Source organism: uncultured Maribacter sp. (genome assembly GCF_947500405.1).
In the GTDB taxonomy this organism is placed as follows: domain Bacteria; phylum Bacteroidota; class Bacteroidia; order Flavobacteriales; family Flavobacteriaceae; genus Maribacter_B.
On the sequence record NZ_CANMRY010000006.1, the window covers coordinates 62,742 to 82,707 of the forward strand.

General features: G+C 31.5%; 21 protein-coding genes. 10 read left to right on the plus strand and 11 right to left on the minus strand.

The genetic code is table 11. From position 1 onward, the window contains the following. The first annotated feature begins 156 nt into the window (after window positions 1-156). From Q0945_RS09710 to Q0945_RS09725, 4 genes are all read left to right on the plus strand, one after another. Complete coding sequence (locus tag Q0945_RS09710) at window positions 157-2,205, plus strand: hypothetical protein (RefSeq protein WP_299434013.1); 2,049 nt, start codon at window positions 157-159, stop codon at window positions 2,203-2,205. Between the two features lie 247 nt (window positions 2,206-2,452). Beyond that, complete coding sequence (locus tag Q0945_RS09715; protein WP_298489135.1) at window positions 2,453-2,761, plus strand: T9SS type A sorting domain-containing protein; 309 nt, start codon at window positions 2,453-2,455, stop codon at window positions 2,759-2,761. Between the two features lie 153 nt (window positions 2,762-2,914). Next, on the plus strand, window positions 2,915-3,238 hold the full coding sequence (locus Q0945_RS09720; RefSeq protein WP_299434014.1) for a T9SS type A sorting domain-containing protein: 324 nt from the start codon (window positions 2,915-2,917) through the stop codon (window positions 3,236-3,238). A 64-nt stretch (window positions 3,239-3,302) separates the two neighbouring features. Further along, window positions 3,303-4,283: an acyl transferase gene (locus Q0945_RS09725; protein ID WP_299434015.1), complete on the plus strand. Its 981-nt coding sequence runs from the start codon at window positions 3,303-3,305 to the stop codon at window positions 4,281-4,283. On the opposite strand, the gene Q0945_RS09730 is transcribed toward Q0945_RS09725, so the two are convergent. From Q0945_RS09730 to tyrS, 4 genes are all read right to left on the minus strand, one after another. After that, on the minus strand, window positions 4,280-4,480 hold the full coding sequence (locus Q0945_RS09730) for a helix-turn-helix transcriptional regulator (RefSeq protein WP_299434016.1): 201 nt from the start codon (window positions 4,478-4,480) through the stop codon (window positions 4,280-4,282). The genes Q0945_RS09725 and Q0945_RS09730 overlap by 4 nt on opposite strands. A gap of 1 nt (window position 4,481) precedes the next feature. Continuing rightward, window positions 4,482-4,991, minus strand: coding sequence for a DUF2975 domain-containing protein (locus tag Q0945_RS09735; protein WP_299434017.1), 510 nt, complete (start codon window positions 4,989-4,991; stop codon window positions 4,482-4,484). A gap of 211 nt (window positions 4,992-5,202) precedes the next feature. Then, window positions 5,203-5,643, minus strand: coding sequence for a hypothetical protein (locus Q0945_RS09740; protein WP_299434018.1), 441 nt, complete (start codon window positions 5,641-5,643; stop codon window positions 5,203-5,205). Window positions 5,644-5,684: 41 nt separating this feature from the next. Next, on the minus strand, window positions 5,685-6,980 hold the full coding sequence (gene tyrS, locus Q0945_RS09745) for a tyrosine--tRNA ligase (protein ID WP_299434020.1): 1,296 nt from the start codon (window positions 6,978-6,980) through the stop codon (window positions 5,685-5,687). 162 nt (window positions 6,981-7,142) lie between these two features. On the opposite strand from tyrS, the gene Q0945_RS09750 reads away from it, so the two are divergent. Further along, window positions 7,143-8,147, plus strand: coding sequence for an SDR family oxidoreductase (locus Q0945_RS09750; protein ID WP_299434022.1), 1,005 nt, complete (start codon window positions 7,143-7,145; stop codon window positions 8,145-8,147). Here the strand turns inward: Q0945_RS09750 and Q0945_RS09755 are convergent. From Q0945_RS09755 to Q0945_RS09765, 3 genes are read right to left on the minus strand one after another with little or no spacing between them, the layout of a single operon-like run. Continuing rightward, window positions 8,144-8,560, minus strand: coding sequence for a DUF4296 domain-containing protein (locus tag Q0945_RS09755; protein WP_299434024.1), 417 nt, complete (start codon window positions 8,558-8,560; stop codon window positions 8,144-8,146). The genes Q0945_RS09750 and Q0945_RS09755 overlap by 4 nt on opposite strands. Before the next feature lie 2 nt (window positions 8,561-8,562). After that, the gene (locus Q0945_RS09760) at window positions 8,563-9,897 is read right to left on the minus strand and encodes a dihydroorotase (RefSeq protein ID WP_299434026.1); all 1,335 of its coding nucleotides are present in this window, start codon (window positions 9,895-9,897) and stop codon (window positions 8,563-8,565) included. A gap of 2 nt (window positions 9,898-9,899) precedes the next feature. Then, complete coding sequence (locus Q0945_RS09765) at window positions 9,900-10,628, minus strand: polyprenol monophosphomannose synthase (protein WP_299434028.1); 729 nt, start codon at window positions 10,626-10,628, stop codon at window positions 9,900-9,902. Between the two features lie 132 nt (window positions 10,629-10,760). Between Q0945_RS09765 and Q0945_RS09770 the strand changes: the two genes are divergently transcribed. Genes Q0945_RS09770 through Q0945_RS09780 form a run of 3 tightly spaced genes read left to right on the plus strand, consistent with a single transcriptional unit; the run spans window position 10,761 to window position 13,838 of the window. After that, window positions 10,761-12,428, plus strand: coding sequence for a glycosyltransferase family 39 protein (locus Q0945_RS09770; RefSeq protein ID WP_299434030.1), 1,668 nt, complete (start codon window positions 10,761-10,763; stop codon window positions 12,426-12,428). Next, the gene (locus Q0945_RS09775) at window positions 12,428-13,078 is read left to right on the plus strand and encodes a DUF4271 domain-containing protein (protein ID WP_299434032.1); all 651 of its coding nucleotides are present in this window, start codon (window positions 12,428-12,430) and stop codon (window positions 13,076-13,078) included. Before Q0945_RS09770 ends, Q0945_RS09775 begins: the two co-directional genes overlap by 1 nt. A gap of 13 nt (window positions 13,079-13,091) precedes the next feature. Next, window positions 13,092-13,838, plus strand: coding sequence for a uroporphyrinogen-III synthase (locus tag Q0945_RS09780; RefSeq protein ID WP_299434034.1), 747 nt, complete (start codon window positions 13,092-13,094; stop codon window positions 13,836-13,838). Window positions 13,839-13,908: 70 nt separating this feature from the next. Here Q0945_RS09780 and pckA read toward each other — a convergent pair whose 3' ends face one another. Together pckA and Q0945_RS09790 are read right to left on the minus strand one after the other, a co-directional pair. Beyond that, window positions 13,909-15,525, minus strand: coding sequence for a phosphoenolpyruvate carboxykinase (ATP) (pckA, locus tag Q0945_RS09785; RefSeq protein ID WP_299434036.1), 1,617 nt, complete (start codon window positions 15,523-15,525; stop codon window positions 13,909-13,911). A gap of 76 nt (window positions 15,526-15,601) precedes the next feature. Continuing rightward, window positions 15,602-15,979, minus strand: a complete 378-nt coding sequence (locus Q0945_RS09790) for a DUF423 domain-containing protein (RefSeq protein ID WP_299434038.1) — start codon at window positions 15,977-15,979, stop codon at window positions 15,602-15,604. A gap of 82 nt (window positions 15,980-16,061) precedes the next feature. Between Q0945_RS09790 and Q0945_RS09795 the strand changes: the two genes are divergently transcribed. Next, window positions 16,062-17,420, plus strand: a complete 1,359-nt coding sequence (locus tag Q0945_RS09795; protein ID WP_299434040.1) for a saccharopine dehydrogenase C-terminal domain-containing protein — start codon at window positions 16,062-16,064, stop codon at window positions 17,418-17,420. Window positions 17,421-17,481: 61 nt separating this feature from the next. Then, entirely contained in the window at window positions 17,482-17,952 is a 471-nt protein-coding gene (locus Q0945_RS09800; RefSeq protein WP_299434042.1) for an Lrp/AsnC ligand binding domain-containing protein, read from the plus strand. Between the two features lie 45 nt (window positions 17,953-17,997). Here Q0945_RS09800 and Q0945_RS09805 read toward each other — a convergent pair whose 3' ends face one another. After that, entirely contained in the window at window positions 17,998-18,696 is a 699-nt protein-coding gene (locus Q0945_RS09805; RefSeq protein WP_299434044.1) for a zinc metallopeptidase, read from the minus strand. A 151-nt stretch (window positions 18,697-18,847) separates the two neighbouring features. Continuing rightward, window positions 18,848-19,948 (minus strand): alanine dehydrogenase, encoded by a 1,101-nt coding sequence (gene ald / locus Q0945_RS09810; RefSeq protein WP_299434046.1) that lies wholly within the window; start codon window positions 19,946-19,948, stop codon window positions 18,848-18,850. Window positions 19,949-19,966 lie beyond the last annotated feature (18 nt).

Consider the following 19,966-nt stretch of genomic DNA (forward strand, 5'->3'; position numbering starts at 1 on the left):
GTTAAAATACGATTAACACTAGCTTAACGTAAGCACTCATTTACCTAAACAAAGGTAACTTATGCTTAATATTTAGTTAAACACAAAGCAACAGAAATCCACTTATTTTGCACAGATAATAAGAATATTTAACCAAATTCTAAATTGAAAATTGAAATGAAAAATTTATTTGTAAAACTTTTAAGTATAACCGCAGTTTTTTCAGCTATTATACTAACGAGCTGTAGCTCTGATGATCCAGCGCCAATAGGAAAAGAAGCAACAGAAGTTATCGCTAACTTAGAAGCAGGTATTTTAAAAGGAACATTAAAAGAAGATTACACTCTTACTGCTAGTACTTCTTACAATTTAACTGGTCAATTTATTATTGACGAAGGTGCTACATTGAATATTCCTGCTGGAACAAAAATTCTTGCAGATAATGGTGGTACAGATGTTTATATCGCAACACTTATTGGTGGTACAATTAATATTAATGGATCTGAAGGAAATCCTGTTATTATGTCTTCTGCAGATGGTAACCCTGGTGACTGGGGAGGATTAACACTATGCGGTAAGGCAACTACAACTGCAGGTGCTAATGCAACTGCTGAAGTAGGAGGTTTTATATATGGTGGCACTGATGATTCTGATAGTTCTGGTATTATAAGATATTTACAAATATCAGGTACTGGAGCTCAAATTAACTCTGAGTCTCAATACAATGGTGTTTCTTTTTACGCTGTAGGTTCTGGAACTTTAGTTGATAACCTTGCTGTTATTAATGGTGATGATGATGGTGTTGAGTTTTTTGGTGGAACCGTAGAAGTTTCTAACCTATATTTAGAAAACAATAGTGACGATTCAATAGATTGGACAGAAGGATGGAGCGGATCTGTAACAAATGCTTATATATCTAATACAGTTGCTGGTTTCTCTACAGTTTTTGAAGGAGACAAAGATAACGGTAACCCAGAATTTAATAACATCACTGCTGTTTCTACTGTAGGTGGTACTGCATTACAATTCAAGAAAACTTCTGGTGGTACAATTGACGGTCTTTCTATAGTAGGATATGATGTTGATTTAGATATGAAAGATGCTGGTGATGTAACTAACGTAATTTTTGTTGATGGTTATACTCCTGTAGCAATGAATGAAGATGATGAAACTACTACAGATGTGGATGAAAGTAAATTAAAATACTCATTAAATACTACTGCTGTTCCTAATACAACTGCGGAGGACTTCCCATGGGTAAGCTCAGATATCTCTTTTGAAAGTAGCTTATTACAAGGTGCGGTTACAGGTGACGTAACTTTAGATGCTTCTGTAGCATATACATTAAACTCTTCTTACATAGTTCAAGAAGGTGGTAAATTAACTATCCCTGCAGGAACTAAAATTACTGCTAGAGATGGTGGTACTGGTGTTTACATTGCAGTTTTACAAGGTGGTACAATAGACATACAAGGTACTGAAGCTAACCCAGTTGTTATTGCTTCTGCTGCAGGTGAACCTGGAGATTGGGGCGGATTAACAATATGTGGTAATGCAATAACATCTGCTGGTGTTGATGCTACTGCTGAAATTGGTGGTTTTGTTTACGGTGGTACTGATGCTACTGACAATTCTGGATCTGTTAAAAACTTAGTACTTAAAGGAACAGGAGCTCAAATTAACTCTGAGTCTCAATACAACGGCGTTTCTTTATATGCTGTAGGTTCTGGAACAACTTTAGAAAACATTGCCGTAATTAATGGTGATGACGATGGTATCGAATTTTTCGGTGGAAGTGTTTCTGTAACTAATATCTACTTAGAAAATAACAGTGATGATGCTGTTGACTGGACAGAAGAGTGGAATGGATCTGTAACTAATGCTTACATTTCTCATACTGTTGCTGGTTTCTCTACAGTTTTTGAAGGAGATAAAAATAACGGTAACCCAACTTTTACTAACATAACTGCTATTTCTTCTGTAGATGGTACTGCTTTACAGTTCAAGAAAACTTCTGGTGGTACAATAACTGGTTTACATTTATCTGGTTATGCTGTAGATTTAGATATGAAAGATGCTGGAGCTCTAGCTAACGTTCAAATAGAAGGTGCGGATGCAGATGCTACTCTTATATCTGGTGAAACTAGTAAATACACATTAAATTCTGGTAAAGATGCTGCTGCTTTAGACATTTCTACTTGGACTTGGAAAGATGCTGGTTTATAGAATATATAAAACAAAATAAGGATATAAAAGCCTCGCAATTGCGAGGCTTTTTTTATTCTAAGAAAGTATTTAACTTAATGAAAGAAATGCTTTTCAAAGTCAGAAAAGGTGGACTTTATGTCATTTTTTGTGCATTTCATCGATCATTTTGCATTTCATCGATCTTTTAACAATATCTGCTCTTACAAAATTTATACAGGCATAAGAATTTATATATTTGTGGTACACTGTTTGTATACCATTACTTATGAAGCACTTTTACCTACTAATTTTCTTTTTATTCTTTTCTTTTAGCTATGCACAAAGCGCTAATAGCAAAGGAGAAATTAATGGGTTTAAATTATATCCTAACCCTGTTACAAACAGTAAAGTTTTTATTAGTACTTCTGAAAATGGTCCAAAGAAAATATTAATTTTTGATGTCTTTGGTTCTCAAATTCTTAAAACCACCATATTAGGAAAAGAGCTAGGGCTAAATAATATAGATGCTGGGGTTTATGTTCTACGCGTTTATGAAAAAGATAAAGTTGCTACTAGAAAACTTATTATTAAGTAACAAAGCTTATTTTACTTTCGTTGTTTTACCAACTTTATCGATGAAATACACTTCATAATTCATTGACATACAATTTATTGCAATTCACAACATTTTAGAATTTTACATAAAACTATAGTATACCTTTACAGTGTTGATCCCAAATCAATACTTATGAAAAAAATCTACTTGCTCCTACTTATAGTAGTAACCTACACTGTATCTGCACAAGAAGATAAAAATTCTTTTAATTACACTAGCAGTGAAATTGCAGAATTTAAGTTGTACCCTAATCCGGTATCTAACGGATTGGTTTATATTACTACAAAAAATAATAACGAAAAAGAGGTTATAATTTATGACGTCTTTGGTGAAATTGTTTTAACAAATAGGATTAATAATAAAAACTTAGATGTGTCTAGATTAGTTTCAGGGGTATATGTGGTTACCGTTATTGAAAACGAAAAATCTACTAGTAGAAAATTGGTGGTTAAATAAATATATTTAGACTACTTATATATAAATTACCTCTTGACATTTTTGGCTATTTTTGCAATAGCGAATGATAGACATAAAAGACATCTTTACCATAAATTCTAAAGCAGACTTTAATGCTTTAACATTACAAGTTTTTAAACATCAATTTAAAACAAATTTGGTGTACCAAGAATTTTGTAATCATTTAGGAAAAGATAGTTCCAATGTGTCCCAAATCCAAGATATTCCTTTTATTCCTATAGATTTTTTTAAATCTAAAACAATACTTTCTGGAAAAGAAAAAGCAAGTACAATATTTACGAGTAGTGGTACTACTGGATCTATTACCAGTAAACATTATGTTACAAACACCAAACTATATGAAGAAAGCTATTTAAAAGCTTTTAAACATTTTTATGGCTCTGTAAAGGATTATTGTGTTTTAGCATTATTACCTTCGTATTTAGAGCGTAAAGGCTCTTCTTTAATTTATATGGTAGACGATTTGATAAAAAAAAGTGAACACCCAAAAAGTGGCTTTTTTTTAAATAATACGGATACTTTACTAGAAACTTTAAAAACACTACAAAATACCAATACAAAAATACTTTTAATAGGGGTTTCTTTTGCTTTATTAGACTTAGTTGAAACCAACCAATTACATCTAAAAAACACTGTTGTAATGGAAACTGGTGGAATGAAAGGTAGACGCAAAGAAATGATCAGAGAAGAACTACATGAAACTTTAAAAAAAGGTTTTGGGCTTTCTAAAATTCATTCTGAATATGGTATGACGGAGCTCTTGTCTCAAGGGTATTCTAAAGGCGATGGTATTTTTAATTGCCCACCTTGGATGAAAGTACTAACCAGAGACACGGAAGATCCACTAACATTACAAGACTATGGAAAAACTGGTGGTGTTAATGTAATAGATTTAGCCAATATAAACTCTTGTTCTTTTATTGCAACTCAAGACCTTGGTAAGGTTTATGAAAATGGTAGTTTTGAAATTTTAGGGCGTTTTGACCATTCAGATATTAGAGGTTGCAATTTAATGGTGCTTTAATTATACTCCAGTATATCTCCTGGTTGACATTCTAAAACTTCACAAATAGCATTTAAAGTAGAAAACCGAACCGCTTTTGCTTTTCCGTTTTTCAAGATAGATATGTTAGCCATAGTAAGCCCAACACGCTCCGATAACTCTGTAACAGACATTTTTCGTTTCGCTAACATAACGTCCAAATTTACGATTATAGCCATCTTATACCGTTAGTTTATTTTCTTCCATTAATTGGTTTCCTTCTTTAAAAACCTCTGCTAAAATTATGCTTAATAACGCTAATAATAAAGGAGTAACTGAAATAGAAATACTAGTTAAACTACCCTCTTCAAAACCTATATAAACATAAAGATTAACAATAAATATGAGAAATAAATAAAATGCTAATCTTTTTAAATATAAAACGTTACTCTTCTTAAATGACTCAATGGATTTCAAGGATTCTATTACATTTTGAAACCTTTTAAAACACAAAAACACTAAAATTAATATGGCTATAGTTCTAAAATACAGGAAATAAAGAGAGCTAACTTTTATTTTATCTAATGTAAACACATCTTCGTCATTAAATATTTTCCCTTTAAATTTAGAATATTTATCAACGGAATAAAAAGTTGAATTTCCCGCAGTGCTTATTTTTAATTGCCCACCTTCTGCTTGTTTTATTCCAAGTATATCGAATTGAAAATCTTTATAACTATCTAGCCTCACTTGAACGTGAACAAAAAAAAATGTAACTATTATAAGAGATAACACATAAAGTCCCTTCAAAAATTTACAAAGTGCTATAACAATAGTTAGTATTCTATTTTTTTTTCATGCTTTATATTTTAAATACAAAGCAAACATAATTAAATTTTTTTCGATAAAAAATATTTAATTATCGTTTATCAATAAATATTTATTGTTATACATTCAAAGATTACTTTTTTAATTGCTCGTATTCCAATTCTGGGCCATCACAAGCGCTCCAAACACCTCTTAAAACACCGCCCTTTTTATAGTACAACAACTCTACTTTAGTACCCGTACAATTGGCAATTAATTCTACCCCATTTATATACTTAAGCTCCAAAAACTCTTCCCCGCCCAAGGAGTCTTTTACATATTTCCCAGAAGCCTCTATAGTTTGCCCATCTTGTACTCTAGATTTAATAAAAGTAGCATTAGAATTAAAAATATAGTATTCTTGCCACTCCATATCCTGCCCTGTAGTTTCTATACCTTTACCACTAGATATCATTTTTACAAGCTCCCATTTTTCAGAATTAACATCTAAAGTAGGTTCCTTTACATCATCCTTAGAGCTACAAGAAGTAGCTAATACCATTAATAAAACACAATGTAAAACTATAGCTCTCATAACTATTTTTTTTAAGATGTCAGTACCTTTATATAGTTGCTTTAATTTACAACTAACACAAAATAGTTCTTTTTACCACGTTGTAACAAAACAAACTTTTCATTAATTAAATCTACCTTTGTAATCTTAAAGTCTTCTTTTACTTTTTCTTTGTTTACAGAGATAGAGTTCTGTTTTAATTCTCTACGTGCTTCCCCATTAGACCCTAAAAATCCTGTTTTTGCAGCTAATGCACCAATCATATCTAAGCCTTGCTCTATTTCAGATGCAGAAATTTCTGCTTGTGGCACTCCTTCAAAAACATCTAAAAAAGTTTTTTCATCCAACTTTTTTAAATCCTCAGAAGTAGATTTTCCAAATAATATAGCACTTGCTTGCAACGCATTATCTAAGTCTTCTTTAGAGTGTACCGCTACCGTAATTTCTTCGGCTAATCTTTTCTGTAATAAACGCATATGTGGCGCTTCTTGGTGTTCTTTTACCAAAGCTTCTATCTCTTCTCTAGAAATAAAAGTGAATATTTTTATATATTTCTCTGCATCTGCATCCGAAGTATTTAACCAATATTGATAAAATTTATAAGGTGACGTTCTATTCGCATCTAACCAAACGTTACCACCTTCGGTTTTTCCAAACTTAGTACCGTCTGCTTTTGTAATTAATGGGCATGTTAATGCATAGCCTTTACCACCACCTATTCTTCTTATAAGTTCTGTTCCTGTAGTAATATTTCCCCATTGGTCGCTACCGCCCATTTGTAGGGTACAATTATGTTCTCTAAAAAGGTGTAAAAAATCATAGCCTTGCACCATTTGGTAGGTAAACTCTGTAAATGACATTCCTTCTTTAGCTTCGGAAGAAAGGCGCTTTTTTACAGAATCTTTTGCCATCATATAATTTACCGTAATATGTTTACCCACATCACGAATAAATTCTAGGAATGAAAAATCTTTCATCCAATCATAATTATTTACAAGAACAGCAGCATTATTAGCATCACTCTTAAAATCTAAAAAACGAGATAATTGTTCTTGTAATCCTGCTTGGTTATGACGCAATGTTTTTTCATCTAATAAATTACGTTCTGCAGATTTTCCAGAAGGATCCCCAATCATACCTGTAGCACCGCCAATTAAAGCATACGGTTTATGGCCTGCTAATTGAAAGTGTTTTAACATCATTACTCCTACTAAATGACCAATATGTAAAGAATCGGCAGTTGGATCAATTCCTACATAAGCAGATTGCATTCCAGATAATAAATGTTCTTCTGTTCCTGGCATTGCATCATGCAACATTCCACGCCATTTTAACTCTTCTACAAAATTGGTAGCCATTATAATTCTATTTTCAATAAGTAAGATGCAAATATAAAAGTTATTAATACATTCTCCCATCTACATAGCTAATCTTATTACTGCTAGATTCTAAAAAAATCTATTTCTAAAAATTATAAATAACATTATGCTAACTCTCCTTGCTTTTGCTACATTTGAAGTATGATTCTTGTTACTGGTGGTACTGGTTTAGTGGGCTCGCATCTTCTTCTGCAATTGGTACAGAACAAAGAACGTATTAGAGCAATTTATAGAGAAGGTAGTAATCTAAAACGTGTTGCTACTATTTTTTCTTATTATGTTGAAAACCCTCAAGAGTTATTTGATAAAATAGAATGGGTAAAAGCAGATTTATTAGATATACCGGCTCTAGAAGCTGCCTTTTTAGATATTGAATATGTTTACCATGCTGCTGCATTTATTTCTTTTAATCCCAAAAAATACCATCAATTAAAAAAAGTTAACGTCCTAGGTACTGCTAATATTGTAAACCTTTGTATTGCGCATAGCGTTAAAAAATTGGCATATGTTAGCACCATTGGCACCATTGGCAGAAGCCTTAAAAACCAAAAAACAACTGAAGAAAATGAATGGAAAGAAGACCATACCAATGTATATGCTTTAACAAAATACAAAGCAGAGATGGAGGTATGGCGAGCATCTCAAGAAAATGTTCCTGTTGTTATTATAAATCCTGGGGTAATTATTGGCCCTGGTTTTTGGGAAAGTGGTAGTGGAGCCTTTTTTACAACTGCAAACAAAGGTTACTCTTATTTTCCTCCTGGGGGAACAGGTTTTATATCTGTTATGGATGTTGTTAAAATTCTTGAGCAATTAATGATTCTCCCAATACAAAATGAACGCTTTATTACAGTGTCTAACAATCTAAGTTTTAAAGAAATTCTAAGTTTTATTGCCACTAATTTAGATAGAAATATCCCCAAAAAAGAACTTAAAATTTGGCAACTGCAAATTGGGCGTTATGCAGATTGGCTTATTTGTTTATTGACTAAAAAAGAAAGACGTATTACAAAAAACTCTATTTTTTCCTTAAAAAACAGAGAAATATATTCTAGTGAAAAAATATTAAAAACAATACCTCTAGAGTTTGAAGACATTAAAAAAACTATAAACTTTTGTTCTGTTCTTTATAAGAAAGAACGTTAATTATTAGTCTTTTTTAAACTATCATTTTTCTTTTTTAAGGCATCTTTTTCAACCCTCTTTAAACTATCTTTTTCTTTTTTTAGGGCTTGCAATCTTTCTTTATCAATATTAATCAAGGTATCTACTTCTTTATATATAGCCTCATACTCTAAAGGTATTGCTGCGTAATACTTATCGCTTAAAACAAATTGAGCACTATCTATCTTAAATTTATTAAAAACATAGGTTGTGGGGTCTATTTTATTAGACCTTAATAAATCTATATTCGTGTTTTTTGAAGCATTAATAATGGCCATTTCTTTAAGAATCATCACCATTTTATCTCTAGGAATAAGATTTTCCGGTTTTTCTACTAGTTTTTCATTACATGCAAAAAAAGTAACTAGTAAAATAAAAGCTCCAATTTTTTTCATGTTTACCTATTAAAAGTTAGCCTTTTTCCGTTTCGCTTATCCGAAAATTTTCCATTTTCATAAGCCAAATGTCCATTAACAAAAGTATGCGTGATTTTAGAGTTAAAAGTTTGCTCTTCAAAAGGAGACCAACCACATTTATACGCAATATTTTCTTTAGTTACTTTCCAAGCATCATTTGTATTTACAACAACTAAATCTGCAAAATAGCCTTCTTTTACAAATCCCCTTTTTTCTATTTCAAATAAAATAGCTGGGTTATGGCACATTTTCTGCGCTATTTTTTCTAAAGAAATAACACCCTCTTTATATTTTTGTAAGAGTGCAGGTAGCGCATGTTGTACCAAAGGCCCTCCGGAAGGTGCTTTTGTATACACATTCTTTTTTTCTTCTAAAGTATGTGGTGCATGATCTGTTGCAATAACATCTATACGATCATCTAAAAGTGCTTTCCACAATGCGTCTCTATCTGTAGCTTTTTTTACTGCCGGATTCCATTTTATAAAGGTTCCTTTGGTTGCATAATCCTCTTCTGAAAACCATAAATGATGCACACAAACCTCTGCAGTAATTTTTTTCTGTTCTAAAGGAATATCATTTTGAAACAAATCCATCTCCTTAGCAGTAGTTAAATGAAAAACATGAAACCTTGCTCCTGTTTTCTTAGCAAGTGCTATTGCTTTAGATGATGAAATATAGCAAGCCTCTGCACTTCTAATTTCTGGATGGCATTTAATAGGAATGTCATCTCCATACTTGGCTTTATATATAGCCATGTTTTCTCTTATAGTAGTTTCATCTTCACAATGGGCAGAAATTACCATTTGCGTACTATTAAAAATACTTTCTATTACTTGCTCATTGTCTACTAACATGTTTCCTGTAGAGGAACCTAAAAATAACTTTACACCAGAACATGCATTTTTATCTAAACGCTTTATTTCTTCTAGATTATCATTTGTACCACCAAACAAAAAAGAATAATTAGCATAAGAAACGTCTTTTGCCAATGCAAATTTAGCTTCTAATTTTTCTATAGTAGTTGTTTGCGGATTAGTATTAGGTTGCTCCATATACGTAGTAATACCACCAGCTACGGCAGCCCTACTCTCTGATGCTATATCTCCTTTATGTGTTAGTCCTGGCTCACGAAAATGTACTTGATCGTCTATTACTCCAGGGAAAACATAATTACCTTCTACATCTATAATTTTAGCAGTAGCATCACTAATATTATTTTCTATTTTTAGAATTATGTCATCCTGTATTAAAATGTCATTTTCAGAAATAGTATTTTCATTAACTATTTTTGCATTCTTAATGATAATTTTACCCATACTTAAAACTTATTTTTTTGAAAAAGACTTCTTAGTTTCATAACTAAAACACCCCAAATAGCTTCTTTTATAATTGACCCACTCATTTTAGATTTTCCTCTTACACGATCCCTAAAAACGATAGAAACTTCTTCTATACTATAATTTTGCACATAAGCTCTAAACTTCATTTCTATTTGAAAAGCGTAGCCAATAAAACGAACTGAATCTAAATTTACATTCTCTAAAACATACCTTCTATAACATACAAAACCAGCTGTAGGATCATGTACCCGCATCCCTGTCACCATTTTTACATAAAAAGAAGCTCCATAGGACAATAAAACCCTGTATAAAGGCCAGTCTACAACATTTACTCCTTTTTTATATCGTGACCCAACAGATACATCTGCGCCATTTATGCAAGCCCTATGTAATCTTATTAAGTCCGACGGTGTATGAGAAAAATCGGCATCCATTTCAAAAATATAATCATACTTTTTTTCTATAGCCCATTTAAATCCATGAATATATGCAGTACCTAATCCAGATTTCTCTTTCCTAACTTCTATAAAAAGACAATCCGGAAACTTTGTCTGTAATGCATATACCGCTTCAGAAGTACCATCTGGAGAATTATCATCTACAATTAAAACATGATAATCTTTCTTTAACTCAAAAACAGCATGAATTATAGCCTCAACATTTTCTATTTCGTTATATGTTGGGATTATTACTAAACTATCGGACATGGAATTCTTTTGAATTTTAACAAAAATAGTGTTTTAATGTCTCTAGAAAAATGAGATTTTAGTATTTATACTTTTTTTAAATAGAAACATAAGAAGTAGAATTCGTAATTTTGACTTAAATTAATTTTTAAAATGCTAAAAAAGCTTCCTAAATTACTAGTTATTTTATTAGCTAGCCTTCTTATTTTAAACTTATTACAGGCATATTTTACGGAGCTTATTTATGATGAAGCTTATTATTGGCACTATGCTCAAGATATGGCTTGGGGCTACTTTGACCACCCTCCAATGGTAGCTTTTCTTATTAAGATTAGTAGTTTTTTCTTTGATGGTGAGCTTGGGGTTCGTTTTATAAGTTGTATTCTCTCCATTGGTTCTATAATTATATTATGGCTTTTAATAGACAACCCTAAAAAAAGAGAATATATACTTCCTTTTTTTACATTTGCCTTTTCCCTAACACTATTAAACGCATATGGCTTTTTTACATTACCAGATACGCCACTTGTATTTTTTACTTGTGTTTTTCTTTTAATTTACAAACACTTTATAAAAGCTCCTAACTACTATATAGCTATACTTTTGGGGATTATAATAGCGGCATTAATGTATAGTAAATACCATGCTTTCTTAATTATTTTCTTTATAATTTTATCTAATATAAAACTAGCTTTAAACAAGTATGCATGGATTGCTGTAGGTATTGCTTTAGTATGTTACACACCACATTTTATATGGCTATATGAACACGATTTTGTTTCTATAAAATATCATTTGTATGAACGCCCAAATGGCGCTTATAACTTTGAAAAGTACACTGTAGGCTTCTTCATTAATTTAGTCGCTATATTAGGTTTTACTTTCCCATGGGTATATAAAGCACTGTATAAAACTAAAGCGACAGACCTTTTTACAAAGGCTTTACTTTACCTAACTTATGGCTTTATTATATTTTTCTTTATTTCTAGTTTTAACAGAAGAATACAAACCCAATGGGTTATAATAATATCTATACCTTTATTTATACTAGCATATAATTATATGCTAACTAATAAAAATGCTTTAAAATGGATTTATAGAACGGCTATCATAAATACCATTGTTTTAGTTATTCTAAGAATAGGTTTAATTTACAAACCACTTTTTCCTATCTATTATGAAACTCATGGAAATAAATTATGGGTTAATAACTTACATTCTCAAATAGGGGATACTCCAGTAGTTTTTGAAAATTCTTATAGAACTACACCTATGTATGCTTTTTATACTGGAAGTAACACCTTTTCTTTAAATAATATATATTATCGTCAAAACCAATACACAATTGATAAGACAGAAGAAACTGTTCAAAACAAGAAAGTACTTTATGTATCTAAATACTATAAAAAAGGAGGCATAAAATACAAGCGCATAGATGGCACCTTTATGTACGGTAATTTTATCGAAAATTTTGAATCTTATAGAAAACTTAAGTGCAGTATAAAAGAAGACATAGAAACACTTAACACTACCACAGAATATACTCTACAGGTATACAACCCATATAATAAAGAAGTACCTCTTAAAAAATTAAAATTTTCTTTAGTATACTTAGATAAATACAAAAAAGTAAAAGATTTAATTTCTATTACCCCAACTGCATTAAAAGAAAATATTTTAACTTTAAATACTAAAGACACTACCAACTTTAAGATAAAACTACCAAAATCTAAAATGGAAAAGCCAAGTTACTTTAAAATAAGTATCTCCGAAAATGATTTTACTCCTGGATTAAACGGCTCAAATATAAAATTACACTAATGGAGCCTATTTTTAGAACAACTGGAACTTTAGACTGGATTACTATTCTACTTTTTAGTAGTTTACTTTTTATTATTATAGCTAAAAGTCTATTTTATACTAGATTCTTAAATTATATAATTCTTCCTTTTAACAATAAATACATTTATATGTATAACAAAAAGGAAAAATTAATGAATTGGTTTAATGTCTTTTTTACACTATTTCAAATTATAAACTTTTCCCTTTTTATTTTTTTTGCTTGGTCTATTATTTCACAGCCACATCCCGATCACCAAATATTTGGTTATTTTGTAATACTAGGAACAGTAATATTATTTCAAATTATAAAATTTATCTTCCAAATTGGAAATGGCTTTATATTTAGTAATATTAAAACTTTTTCTGAATTAGTTTTTAAGAAAATCTCTTACTTAAATTATAGCGCAATACTTATGTTTATTGCCAATATAATCCTTTGCTATATTTTAAAAGAATCTAAAACAGTAGTATATATAACTGTAATTTTAATACTAATAATTAATGGTATTGGCTGGGTAACAGTACTAAAGAACCATCAAAAATTTATAACTAACAATTTTTTCTATTTTATTTTGTACCTTTGCGCACTCGAAATTGCACCCTTCGTGATTATGGGAAGCCTACTATAAAATAGTATAATGTATGAAAGTAAAAACGATTTTGGTATCTCAACCAGAGCCAAAAATGGAAAACTCTCCATATTCTAGACTTATTGATAAAGAAAAGGTTAAAGTTGACTTTAGACCTTTTATTCATGTAGAAGGAGTAAATGCCAAAAATGTACGTCAACAAAAAATAGATTTACACAAGTATTCTGCAATTATCCTTACAAGTAGAAACGCTGTAGATCATTTTTTTAGAATTGCCGAAGAAATGCGTTTTAAAGTACCAGACAGCATGAAATATTTTTGCCAGTCTGAAGCTGTTGCTTATTATTTACAAAAATATGTAGTCTATAGAAAACGTAAAATATATGTAGGTAAAAGAAATTTTGATGACTTAGTTACTTTATTTAAAAAGTATAAAGATGAAAAGTTTTTATTACCATCATCAGACGTTTTAAAGCCTATTGTTCCTGAAACATTAGATCAACTAGGTGTACAATGGACACGTGGTATATTCTACAAAACTGTAATTAGCGATTTATCAGATTTAAGGAATGTTTACTATGACATATTAGTCTTTTTTAGCCCATCTGGAATAGAGTCTTTATTACAAAATTTTCCTGACTTTGAGCAAAATGACACGCGTATAGCTGTTTTTGGTAATTCTACCGTAACCGCTGCAAATGGAGCTGGTTTACGTATAGATATTAAAGCGCCAACACCGGATACACCGTCTATGACTATGGCATTACAGAAATATATTAATGATGCCAATAAAAAATAAATTATTTTCCACTTTAGGAATCTATAAATAAATAAAAACCCTGAGAAAATTCTCAGGGCTTTTTACTTTTCTAGAATGCATACCGTTGCGGTCCACCCCGCCTTATTTCTTCACTTGCATAAGATTCGAACTTTTCAAAATTCTTTCTAAACGCATTAGATAATTTAAATGCAGTTTTATAATATTTCTCATCATCATTCCAAGTAGCTCTTGGGCTTAACACTTCTGTTGGAACTCCAGGGCAAAACCTTGGTTGCGCCACCCCAAAAACAGAATGTATATGGTATGTGTCATAAGAATAGGAACCTAAATCTCCATTTAGAGCAGCATGTATCATGGCGCGTGTATATTTTAATTTCATTCGTGTACCAACACCATAAGGACCTCCTGTCCAACCTGTGTTTACTAACCACACATTTACTCCTGCATCTTTCATTTTTTTACTTAACATCTCTGCATATTCTGTAGGGTGCAATGGCATGAATGGTGCTCCAAAACAAGCTGAAAAAGATGGTCGTGGTTCTACAATGCCTGCTTCTGTGCCAGCTACTTTAGCTGTATAACCTGAAATAAAATGATATGCTGCTTGGTTTGGCGTAAGTTTAGATATTGGAGGCAAAACTCCAAATGCGTCTGCTGTTAAAAAGAAAATATTTTTAGGATTATGCCCTATAGAGGGTTGTCTTATATTTTCTATGTGGTATAGTGGGTAACTAACTCTAGTATTCTGTGTAATACTAATATCGGAGAAATCTACTTCTCCTTCAGCGTCCATTATTACATTCTCTAGAATTGCTCCCTTTTTTATTGCCCCAAAAATCTCTGGTTCATTTTCTCCAGAAAGGTTAATTACTTTAGCATAGCAACCTCCTTCAAAATTAAAAACAGCATTTTCATTATTCCAACCATGCTCATCGTCTCCAATTAATTTTCTAGTAGGATCTGTAGATAATGTTGTTTTTCCTGTTCCAGATAAACCAAAGAATATTGCAGTATCTCCGTCTTTACCAACATTAGAAGAGCAATGCATTGGTAAGGTGCTCTTTTGTACAGGTAGAATAAAATTTAATGCAGAAAAAATTCCTTTTTTAATTTCTCCAGTATAGCCTGTTCCTCCAATTAAAGCTATTTTTTTTGTAAAGTTTAAAATAGCAAAATTGTGCTGTCTTGTTCCATCTACATCTGCTACCGCCATAAAACTTGGTGCATTAATAACAGTCCATTCAGGGTCAAAATTCTTAAGCTCTTCTGAGGTAGGTCTAATAAACATATTATACGCAAACATGTTAGACCAAGGGTATTCATTAATAACCCTTATATTCATTCTATAATTAATATCTGCGCAAGCATAACAATCACGTACATAAAGCTCTTTTTCATTTAAATAGGAAATAACTTTATCATGCAACTTATTAAAAGCATCTGGATCAAATGGGATGTTTATATCTCCCCACCAAATTTTATCTTTTGTAATTGCATCCCTTACAATAAAACGATCTTTTGGAGACCTTCCTGTAAACTCGCCGGTATTAATTGCCAAAGCTCCGCTAGAAGCCTCTACTCCTAATCCTTTCTCTAAAGTAATAGCGTGCAATTCATCCGCAGAAAGTTGATAGTTAAAATTATCATGATTGATTCCATATTTCTTTAACGAAATCGTTTTCGTAAATCGACTGATTTTATCCATGTAAATTTTTATTTAGGAGACAAACATATATAAATTTTACACCCTCCCCAATATAAAAGTTAATTAATTATACAAATTACTTTAAAGTTCGATAGCCTAATACTACCCATCCAAAAATTAAAATTGTCCCACCAATAGGGGTTAAAAGAGCAATAGTTTTAAAATTAAACCCTGTAAGACTATTTGTAGCTAGTAAATAAATAGAAAAAGAAAAAAAAATAATTCCTACGGTTAATAGGTAATAAATTAGCTTTTTTCTTTCTTCTTTGATCTGAGAAGTAGTAGCTAAAAATAATAACAGTAAAGCATGATACATTTGATAACGAACCCCTGTCTCAAAACTTTGTAAACTATTTGCACTTAATACTTTTTCTAAAGCATGCGCACCAAAGGCTCCTAATATAACAGCAAGAACTCCTAGTAGAATTCCTGTACTAAAAATTGTTTTGTTCATAACTTATTTTATTATTATTTTTACATTTGCAACAATTATATGTTATAATATTTGTATACCTAGACACAAAATTACAAAAACCATGTTGCGAAAAATACTTATTGTAGGTGCTGGAAAATCTACATCCTATTTAATAAACTATTTTTTAGAAAAATCCGAATCCGAAAAATTACATATTACCATTGGGGACATTAACCCTAAAACAATTTCTAAAAAATTCGTTACGCACGCTGCTTGTACTATTTTAAAGTTAGATGTTTTTAATGATAAGGAAAGGCAAAAAGCTATTAAAAATAGTACTATAGTTGTGTCCATGCTTCCTGCACGTTTTCATATACTAGTTGCTCAAGATTGCATTACCTATTCTAAACACTTAATTACTGCATCTTACATAAGTAAAGAAATAAAGTCTTTAGATAAACAAGCCAAAGAAAAAGGCCTTATTTTTATGAATGAAATTGGTTTAGATCCAGGTATAGACCATATGAGTGCTATGCAATTGTTAGACTCTATTAGGAATAAAGGTGGCAAAATATTGCTTTTTGAATCTTTTACAGGTGGTTTAGTTGCCGCTGAAAGTGATACCAACTTATGGAATTATAAATTTACTTGGAACCCTAGGAACGTTGTTCTAGCAGGACAGGGTGGTGCAGCACAATTTATTCAAGAAGGAACGTATAAATATATTCCGTATCAAAAATTATTTAGAAGAACAGAGTTTTTTAATATTCCAGGATACGGACAATTTGAAGGATATGCTAATAGAGATTCTTTAAACTATAGAGAAGCTTATGGTTTGCATGATGTTTTAACATTATACAGAGGAACACTACGTAAAGTAGGCTTTTCTAAAGCGTGGGATATCTTTGTACAATTGGGAATGACCGATGATAGTTATACCATTGAAAATTCTTTAGGCATGCGCTATAGAGAATTTGTAAATTTATTTTTACCATACTCCCCAACTGATTCTGTAGAACTAAAATTACGTCATTATTTAAATATTGATCAAGATAATATTATTTGGAGCAAGCTTATTGAATTAGACTTATTTAATCCCAACAAAAAAATAACTCTTGAAAAAGCAACTCCTGCCCAAATATTACAAGAAATATTAGAAACAAGCTGGTCTCTAAATAAAGATGATAAAGATATGATTATCATGTATCATAAAATTGGATATGAGCAAGATGGCAAAAAATATCAAATTGATGCGAATATGGTTGTAATAGGAGAAAATAGAACGTATACTGCTATGGCAAAAACTGTTGGATTACCAGCAGCTATAGCAACCCTATTAGTTTTAAATAAAAAAATAACCACTCCTGGAGTTCAAATACCGCTTACCAAAGAGGTGTATACTCCTATTTTAAAAGAATTAGAAAACTACGGAATATTATTTACAGAACAACAAGTTCCTTATGTTGGTTACAATGTATAAAACCAAAAGTTAATATGTGTTAGCTTTTCTTTACTTTTACTAGATATTTGAAACTACTTTTATGAAATCTACTGATAAAAATTTTAAAATAGATGGAATAGACAAGAAAATTCTAAGATTCTTAATGTCTGATGCAAGAAAACCTGTCTTAGAAATTGCAAGAAGCATAGGCATTTCTGGTGCTGCTATTCATCAACGTTTACGAAAATTAGAGTCCTCAGGACTTTTAGCAGGTTCTAAATTTATTATAAACCCAAAAGTAATGGGCTATACTACTATGGCTTATATTGGTATTTACTTAGATAAAGCAATGAGCAACCCTATTGCTGTAAAACAGCTAGAGAAAATTCCAGAAGTTTTAGAATGCCATTACACTACAGGAAACTGGTCTATATTAATTAAGATACTTTGTAGAGATAACGAACATTTAATGAATGTATTAAACAAAGATATACAGCAAATAGAAGGTGTCTCTAGAACAGAAACATTTATCTCATTAAATCAGCAAATAGACAGACAAATTACCATATAAAAAAAGCCTCCAAATTAGAGGCTTCTTTTATTGTATCAAGCTTTATTAATCTCTACTTGCTACTCGCATAGCAAAATATAACAAAGTTGCCAACGCTCCAATAGCCGCAACTAAATAGGTTCTGGCTGCCCATTTAAGTGCATCCTCTGCTCCAGCATATTCTTCTTGACTTACCATGTTTTTATTCTTTAACCAGGCCAACGCACGGTTACTAGCATCATACTCTACAGGAAGTGTTATAAAACTAAATAATGTTCCTATTCCATATAAGCCAACACCAACCCATGCTATAGTACCTCCAATAGCTGTAGTACTCATAAGTGCCATTCCTCCAAAAATTACCCACATAGAAAACCTAGAAGTAATATTTAAAACTGGAACTAATTTAGAGCGCATTTGTAACCAACTATAAGCTGTTGCATGTTGTACAGCATGCCCAACTTCATGTGCCGCAACTGCCGCTGCAGATGCATTACGTTGTGCATACACTCCTTCACTTAAATTAACTGTTTTATTTGCTGGGTTATAGTGATCTGTTAACATCCCTGGGGTAGAAATAACTTTTACGTCTGTAATACCGTGATCCGCAAGCATTTTTTCTGCAATTTCGGCTCCACTTAAACCATTACGTAAATATACTTGAGAATACTTTTTAAATTTACTTTTAAGACGTTTACTAACTAACATACTTATTAGACCAAACACACCGCCTATTATTAAGTAACCCATATCTATACCATACATAACTTTCTATTTTTAATTTTAAATAAATATACTAAAGAATTTTTCTTAGGAACAAATTCTTTATAAAATAGAAAGCAAAAACCCCGCCAATATTCCTGAATTAGCCAAAAAGGAAAATTGACGAGGTCTCTAAAACTAACTTAATCTTAATTTATACCATAGAGGATTGCCAACCAAAGGCCTCTATAATTTCTTTATATACTACTCCACCATTTACAATATTTAGCCCTTTTTGTAGCGCTGCATTTTTAGAACTGGCCACTTCCCAACCATCTTTTGCTAATGCTAAAACATAAGGCAAAGTAACATTGGTAAGCGCCATTGTAGAAGTATATGGCACTGCTCCTGGCATATTTGCCACAGTATAATGCACAACGTCATCTATTATATAAGTAGGGTCTTCATGCGTTGTAGGCCTTGTAGTTTCTACACACCCACCTTGATCCACTGCAACATCTACAATTACAGTTCCTGGGTGCATTTCTTTTAACATATCTCTAGTTATTAGATTTGGCGCCTTAGCTCCTTTAAGCAAAACTCCTCCAATAATTAAGTCATGTGTTTTTATATGTTTTCTTATATTAAATTCATTAGAAAATTCCGTTACAACATGTGGCGGCATTACATCATTTACATAACGTAAACGTTTCATGTCTATATCTAAAATAGTGACATGCGCTCCTAAACCTGCTGCCATTTTAGCAGCTTGTATACCTACTACACCTGCTCCAAGTACCAAAACTTTACCAGGTGCTACTCCGGGAACACCTCCTAAAAGCACTCCTTTACCCTTTACAGGTTTTTCTAAATATTTTGCTCCTTGTTGTATTGCCATTCTACCAGCAACCTCAGACATTGGTGTTAATAATGGTAAGGTACCATCTTCATCTTCTACTGTTTCATAAGCAATACAAATGGCCTTACTTTTTATCATAGCCTTAGTTAAGGCTTCACTAGATGCAAAATGAAAATAGGTAAATATAATTTGCCCCTCTTGTACCAATGTATATTCTTCCTCTATAGGTTCTTTTACTTTTACAATCATTTCACTCATAGCATAAACCTGACCTATAGTATCTAAAATAATAGCACCAACTTGTTGGTAATCTTCGTTCGTAAAACCACTTCCTATTCCAGCATTAGATTGTACATAAACTGTATGGTTAGAACGAACAAGCTCAAAAACCCCTGCTGGAGTCATTCCTACACGACTCTCATTGTTCTTAATTTCCTTTGGGACACCAACTATCATTTGTTACGATTTTAGTAA